Annotated in this window: 1 protein-coding gene; it reads right to left on the reverse strand. The window is 47.5% G+C overall.

Annotated features, from left to right (window positions below; all coding sequences use genetic code 11):
• Positions 1-170: 170 nt before the first annotated feature.
• On the reverse strand, positions 171-1,026 hold an 856-nt coding region (locus R7O12_RS27005), incomplete at its 5' end, for a LysR family transcriptional regulator (RefSeq protein WP_318127133.1).

Below are 1,026 nucleotides of genomic sequence, written 5' to 3' on the forward strand. Positions count from 1 at the left end.
ATGCTCAGGTATGGGAGCTGTTTCCTTCTGCTTCGTGCAGTGATTGAGTTAAACGTCGTAGCAAGATGACGTTTAAGTCTGGGTACAACAGGCCATAGATGAGCCAAAAAGGACTATCGACTGTTAAGCTACTCATTTTAACCGCTAAGCGCACATTGCGTCCGACATTTTTATCTAAGGTGATCGGTTTTTTGCGTGATCATCGTGCGCAGCCAATTCAAGGCTGGGTCGTTTTCTCTGTCTCTGTGCCAAAACAGAGTGTAAGCCATGGGCGGGAATTCAAGCGGCAATGGCAAGACCACCAAGTCGAGCTGTTTGGCAGCCAGTTGCACAAAATGGCTCGGCGCGGTAAAGATGAAGTCGGTGTAAGAACACAAGCTGGCGGCACTATTGAAATCTGGAACAGTGACTGCAATATCGCGCTCTGCGCCAATGTCCGCTAAACGATAATCCAACAACCAACGGTCGTTTCCATCACATCGCACTTGTACGTGACGAAGTGCGAGATACGCTTCGAGGTTCCACTTCTGTTTTAGTGCGGGGTGGTTTTTACGAATGATGCACATCTGATGGTCGCGATAGATTTCGAGTTCGCAAATATCATCCGGTGGCAGCAGGGTAAGCTTTGCGTCATTGATGTCGATGTCTTTACCAGTTAATCCCAAATCTAACTCACCACGCTGCAACATTTTGAAGGTGTTATCTGACCAAGGATGCGTGCTGATGGTGACGCCGGGCGCCTGTTGAAAAATCGCTGGTAAGAAATGCGGTAAGATTAATGGGTAGACACTTTCCACGGCTGCAATTTGAAAACGGTATTCACTGCTTTGGGGCGAAAACTCTTCTGGCTGGGTCAGCACTTCTAATTGGTTAATCAACAGATCCAGTTTCGGTTTGAGGAACAATGCACGTGGTGTTGGTGTTAATCCATGTGAGTTACGCGTAAACAATGGATCATCAAATTGAATGCGAAGTTTGGCTAATGATTTGCTCACCGCGGATTGGCTAAGGCACAGTCGATGCGCT

The organism is Vibrio sp. Vb1574 (genome assembly GCF_033338675.1).